We start from the raw sequence: 6366 nt of genomic DNA on the forward strand, positions 1-6366 counted from the left end.
TTAATCGCCATAGCCTTAATCTTATGTATAACTAATAACACTGTTTGGCTTTTGCTGTGCCTGTACAAAGTTCCACAATAGGACGAATATAAAAATCTGAAAAATCCTCATCTCTAATTCTGTTAACATTTAGGTTTCCTTGTATAAACAAAAGTTTAAAGGATGCTTTTTCAAATATTCTTCAAAATATAGGATTAGGAGTATTACAAATTGGTTGAAATAGGGGTAATTTTTATAACACGCTACTTTCTTAGGCTTTATAAGCCGTTTTTATTCACTTATGGAACTCTTACAATTTCAGGCTTTTATTTATTGGGGGATATATTATTAGAGCTACAGATATTGTGCTATGCAAACATATTTAACGACTTTGGACACTAAGAACAATATAAAAAGAACTTTCAAAGCTCAACTTCTAACTTTCACTCCGCCCCTTTACTCCTCATCCTTACCTTCCAATTGTTCACCAATATACTCTGATGGAGATTTGCCAAACTGCTTTTTAAATTCTTTACTGAAATACTTCCTGTCATTGAAACCAACAGAATATGCAACTTCAGAAATATTGAGTTTACGCTGATCTAACAATTGTGCGGCTCTTTTTAAGCGTAACGACTTAATAAAGTCTGTTATAGTCATTCCCGTAAGAGCTTTTATTTTCTTGTAAAGAACAGTCTGACTCATTCCTATCTTATCTACCAGAATACTTACATTGAAATCGGAATCCTCCATACTGTCTTCTACTATTTGAACCAGCTTATTCAGGAATTTCTCTTCCGGGTGTTCTATTTCAATATTCCTTGGCATCAGCATTACCTGCCTGCTGAATTTCTCTTTTAATGCCTCTGCAGATCTGATCAGGTTTTTAATATGCAGTTCCAATAGCTGTACACTAAAAGGCTTGGTCAGGTAAATATTTGCTCCGGACTCCAGTCCACCAACCTGATGCATATGCGAAGCCATTGCAGTGAGCATAATGACCGGAATATGGCTTGTTGTTTCATGCTGTTTAACCAGACTGCAGAACTCAAAACCATCCATATTGGGCATCGTTACATCCGAAACAATGATATCCGGAACTTCTTTCAATGCCAGATCAAGCCCTTCCTGTCCATCCCTTGCTTCCAGAATCTGATAATTTTCAGAAAGCGACTGCATTAGAAATGTCCTTAGCTCATCGTTATCTTCTACCACAAGAATAGTGTGAGCCTTTTCTTTTATACTTGTATTAATTTCTACCGGGTTTTCTTGCAAAAGCCTGGCTTCTTCTAAGCTCATGGCAGATAAGATTGGCGTTTCTTCTTTTACTTCCATTAACTCACTTTCTGTTACAAGTGCCCGCTGAAGTTTTACTGTAAAACAGGTAAATCCATTGGCTTCCGGTGTCTCTACCCTGCTTTCCAGAAAAATCTGACCTTCATGAAGTTCTACGATGTTCTTCGCCAGAGCCAAACCAATACCCCAACCGGCACTCTTTACTGTTTCGTTCTTGCTCTGGTAAAAATTATCGAAAATCTTTTGTTGGTCTTCTATCGGAATTCCTGTTCCGTTATCTTCTACGTCTATAAAGATAGCACCTTCATCTCCCCGCAAACGCAATATTACTTTACCGCCTGCTTTAGTATATTTAAAGGCATTCGACAGTAAATTAAAGATCACCTTTTCCATTTGGTGAATATCTATTCTTACATAAAGATCTTGCTGTGTTTCAAAAACAAACTCAATCTCTTTTGCTTGTGCCTGTCCTTTAAACGATTCGAAAATCTGTTGACAGTATATTTCCAAATCAACAGCCTGAAGTTTTAATTTAAGATTTCCGGTATCTATCTTCCTAAAATCTAAAAGCTCGCTGATGAGATGTAAAAGCCGCTCGGTATTATTCTTAATACTGAACAGTTGTTTATTTAACAGTGTATCTTGTTTCGTTGATTCTATCAATCGTTCCAGAGGAGCAAAAATTAGTGTTAAAGGAGTGCGTATCTCATGAGATATCCTTGTAAAAAACTCCAATTTACTTTGGTATAGCTCTTCCTGTTTCTCGTGATTAAGCTGTTCGTAGTATAAATCGGTTTCCAGCTTTTGCTGTTTACGCAAAAATTTATTTACCTGATACCAGATTACAATAAACAAAATGGTATAAATTAGATATGCCCACCAGGTTTTCCATAACGGAGGAAGTACTTTAATGGTAAGTTCTTTAGGGTTTTCTGTCCAAACACCGTCATTATTAGAAGCTTTTACTAAAAGTGTGTAAGTTCCTGCCGGTAAGTTAGTATATGTGGCAGACGGATTATCTACATAATTCCATTCCTTCTCAAAACCTTCCAGCTTGTAAGCGTATTTGTTTCTGCTCGAGCTGATATAGTTGAACGCAATAAAGTCTACTGAAAAAATATTTTGGTGAGCCTTAAATACCAGTTTATCCTTAAAGGATATGTCTTCATCCAAGATACCATCTTCCCCGTTTACCTTTACAAGCTGATTAAACAACTTTAAACTTGTGAATACTATTTTCGGGGGATTATTATTAAATGCTATATCTTTTGGCCTAAAGGAAATGAGACCGTTATAGGTACCAAAGTACAAATTCCCTTCACTGTCACGCAAAGAGGAGTTTAGGCTGAATTCGTTGCTGGGTAAACCATCGTTGATATCGAAATTTTTGAAGGTTTGCTTTTGTACGTTTAACATAGACAACCCATTATCTGTACTTATCCATACATTATTTTCCAGATCAAAATTAATCCCAACAACGTTATCACTTATTAGTCCATTGGCCTTTGTATAGTTCTTAAACTGACCTTTTTTTGCGTCGTAAACACTTAAGCCTCCTTTATGTGCACCTATCCAAATATTCCCTTTCTGGTCCTCCTCGATACAATTGATATAATTTGATATTAAACCACTTTCACCTTTAGTGAAATACACAAAAGACGGAGCTCCCTTTCCCAGTAAATTTATCCCCTGGACAGTCCCTACCCACACATTACCTTTAGAATCAATTAAAATATCTTTAATATAGTCGCTGTTTAAAGTCTTACTTTTTGTTGTGGTATTTATGTGAGAAAACACATTTGTCTGCGGATTTAAAATATTCACTCCCTTGGTAGAAGTTCCAATCCATATATTTCCATCTTTATCTCCGTCTATTGCACTAATATAACCATGATTTAATGCATGTGGATCATTGGAATTTGGTCTGAAGTGCTTAAATCCCCCGGTTTGCGGGTTAAAAAGTTCCAGGCCACCTTCAAATAACCCTATCCAGATATTATTTTTTTGATCTACATAAATAGATTTTACGGTATTAGAACCAATGCTGGCGGAGTTTTGCTCCTGATGCGTATACCTCTTGAAGGTTTTTGATTTGGTATCGTAGAAATTTAATCCCCGACCTTCGGTGCCTATCCACAAATTGTCATTATTGTCCTTAGCCAGAACACTTATCAGGTTTCCGCTTACACTATTACTGGTAAAAGTGTTGTGTCTGAAAATATCGAAAGTAAGGGAATTTCTGTGGGCAACATTTACACCGCCGAAATTTGTCCCAATCCAAATGGAGCCATTATTATCTTCATAAATATCCTTAATTGAATTGTCATTGATACTTTTTTCATTATCCGGATCATGTCGGTATACCTGAAAATCTTTGGTAAACGGATTATATACGTTTAAGCCGTTCATAGTCCCAATCCACATGGTTCCATCTTTAGCCACGTATATTTTCCTGACTATATCATCATTTAGGCGCGAATTTTTTGAAGTATATCTTTTAAAATTATCTGTCGTAGATTGATACAAATTAACGCCACCTCTTTCTGTTCCTAACCAGATCTGACCTTTGTTATCTTCTGCTATTGTTCTAACAAAGTTGGCACTTAAACTTTGTGGGTTGTTTTTATCGGTGAAATAATTCTTTATAGTATAACTCTTTTTGTCTCTTGAAGGAATCAGTTTGGAAACCCCGGTGACAGTTCCAACCCAAATATTCCCTATTGCGTCTTCAAATACAGAATAGACCTCTGTACCAGCTAAACCGTTACCTTTATTAAATGCTTTGAATTTTCTGGAATTGACATGGTCTATGTACAATAGACCATCGTTAGTACCAAACCAAACTTTTCCATCTCTGGCTGGGAGGATATAAAGGACTGCAAAAGAAGAAGAACTACTCTTACCAGCAGTTTTATAGTTTATCTGCTCAAAAGAATCGGTTTCGGGAGAATAATAACTGACTCCCCGCTGAGTGCCAATCCATAATTTCTGCTGTTTATCTTCTACAATAGTGTATATGTAATCATCAAAAATTAATGACTTTGGATCCAAAGGATCATTTTTGTATTGCTTAATTGTCCTGCCATCATATCTGTTCAAACCGTCCCTTGTTCCAAACCACAAAAATCCCCTGCTATCTTTACAGATAGAAAGTACAGTACTTTGTGAAAGTCCGTCAATAACAGAAATATGATCAAAAGAAAGTTTAGCAAAGACGTTTAAAGTGCATATCCAAGCTAAGAAAAACGTAACGATTTTTTTCATCTGCTCACACTAACCAATAGCTAAAATACGAGTTATCTCATGGAATCCAACAATATGATTCGAAATAGAATATAAATGATACCTATCGGATCTTCGGTATAAGTGTATTCAAAAATATACAAAAAAATCATTTTAAAAGAAGGCTGGCATGATAGATTAAATCAATTAATTATCAATATATCAACAACTTAAGTAAAAAAGAAACTTTTTGGCAAAGTATTTCAATGTACGTATTTGATGTAATTAACATTTATGACATTATCTAACATTTATTAATTATGAAAACAATTAAACTAGCCTTAATGATATCCTTGTGCGGAACATTAACGCAATTGTCTGCTCAGACAATATCAACCGAGACCGATAGGTTCTCAACTAAAAACTTCAGAACCTGGTCTATTGGGGCCCATGGGGGAGTATTAACGCCTTATACCATTTTTAGAGGTGCAGGTAACGATTACGAAACACCGACTGAAAATTGGGGTTATGGTGGTTATATTAAGAAACAAATTATTCCGGCTTTTGGATTACAGGCCGATTTCTTAGCGGGTCATGTAGAAGGGATAAGACAATGGGACGCTGTGACAAGCTCATACATAGCCAATTCCAGCTTTAAATCTCATATCGAATGGTCTGCTGCTTTAACAGCTAATTTAACCATAGCTAATTTCAGTATGAATAAAGAAAACGGCTATTTTTCTCCTTATCTAAAAGCGGGAGCAGGATATATGTCTTCTAATGCTGAAGTAACCAACGCTCCGGGATCCAGAGGATATTCAGAAAATTGGTTTGTGCCAGTGGGCGCCGGATTTAAAATTGGAATTGCCAAAGGTGTTAATCTTGATTTTGGTTACGATGTTAATTTTGTTAAAGCTGCCGATTTTGACGGATTGAATTCTGGCAGATATGACAACTTTTCTTATGGTCACGCTGGTTTAGAGTTTGCTATTGGCAATAGCAATAACCCTCAACTGATTCATTATAGCCCTATTGCAGATTTAAGAAAACGTACAGCAGCAGAAAGTGAAGAACTAAGAAGAGCTTTATCTACTGCAGAACAAAATGCTGCCAGAGACCGTGAACAATATGCAAAAGACATGGGTGATGACGATGGTGATGGCGTGGCAAACAAATTTGATAAGTGTCCGAATACTCCTAGCGGCACTGTGATAGATGGCTCTGGCTGCCCAATGACCGGACCTCGTGAAATTGTCAGGGAGAAAATTGTAGTTACAGAAGCCGATCGTAAAATTGTAGACGAAGCTATTAAAAATCTGGAATTCGATTTGGGTAAAGCTACCATACGTTCTACTTCTTATGCTACACTTAATAGAGTGGCTCAATTGCTAGTAGATAAAAACTTTAGCTTGAAACTTGCCGGACATACAGATAACACAGGTTCTATGGCCTTGAATATGAGATTGTCTAAAGAAAGGGCAGAATCTGTTAAAGCTTATTTAGTAAGTCAGGGAGCTAATGCATCAAGAATTGAGGCAACAGGATATGGTCCAACTCAACCTATTGCATCTAATAAAACAGCAGAAGGCCGTCAGAAAAACAGACGTGTAGAATTTACTTTGTATTAATGGAGTCACACTTCGTTAAAACAAATCCGTTCCTGATATTAGGGAACGGATTTGTTTTTTCCCAATTAATCTGCAGTAATATAAAAAGTATGAGTTAGATCATATATAGTTGGATCTGAATCGTTGATTAATTTTAATTTAATTTCATTAAATCCACTTGGTTTATATTCAAAGTAATCAAAAGCGTTAAATACATAAGTACCATTATTTGGAATATTGTTAGCGATCTTACCAATACTAG

At 36.1% G+C, this 6366-nt stretch carries 2 protein-coding genes; one reads left to right on the plus strand and one right to left on the minus strand.

The window, feature by feature from the left end; genetic code table 11:
• Positions 1 to 435: 435 nt before the first annotated feature.
• A complete protein-coding gene (locus ABWO41_RS14345; protein ID WP_353139440.1) occupies positions 436 to 4539 on the minus strand; it encodes a hybrid sensor histidine kinase/response regulator transcription factor in 4104 nt (1367 codons plus the stop codon).
• Between the two features lie 278 nt (positions 4540 to 4817).
• On the opposite strand from ABWO41_RS14345, the gene ABWO41_RS14350 reads away from it, so the two are divergent.
• Positions 4818 to 6125 (plus strand): OmpA family protein, encoded by a 1308-nt coding sequence (locus ABWO41_RS14350; RefSeq protein WP_353139443.1) that lies wholly within the window; start codon positions 4818 to 4820, stop codon positions 6123 to 6125.
• Positions 6126 to 6366: the final 241 nt, after the last annotated feature.

Source organism: Pseudopedobacter sp. (assembly GCF_040392825.1).
In the GTDB taxonomy this organism is placed as follows: Bacteria; Bacteroidota; Bacteroidia; order Sphingobacteriales; family Sphingobacteriaceae; genus Pseudopedobacter.

Bases quoted from the DNA above. Each gene is read 5' to 3' on its own strand.
- ABWO41_RS14345 (WP_353139440.1), bottom strand. From the start codon at position 4,539: ATGAAAAAAATCGTTACGTTTTTCTTAGCTTGGATATGCACTTTAAAC.
- ABWO41_RS14350 (WP_353139443.1), top strand. From the start codon at position 4,818: ATGAAAACAATTAAACTAGCCTTAATGATATCCTTGTGCGGAACATTA.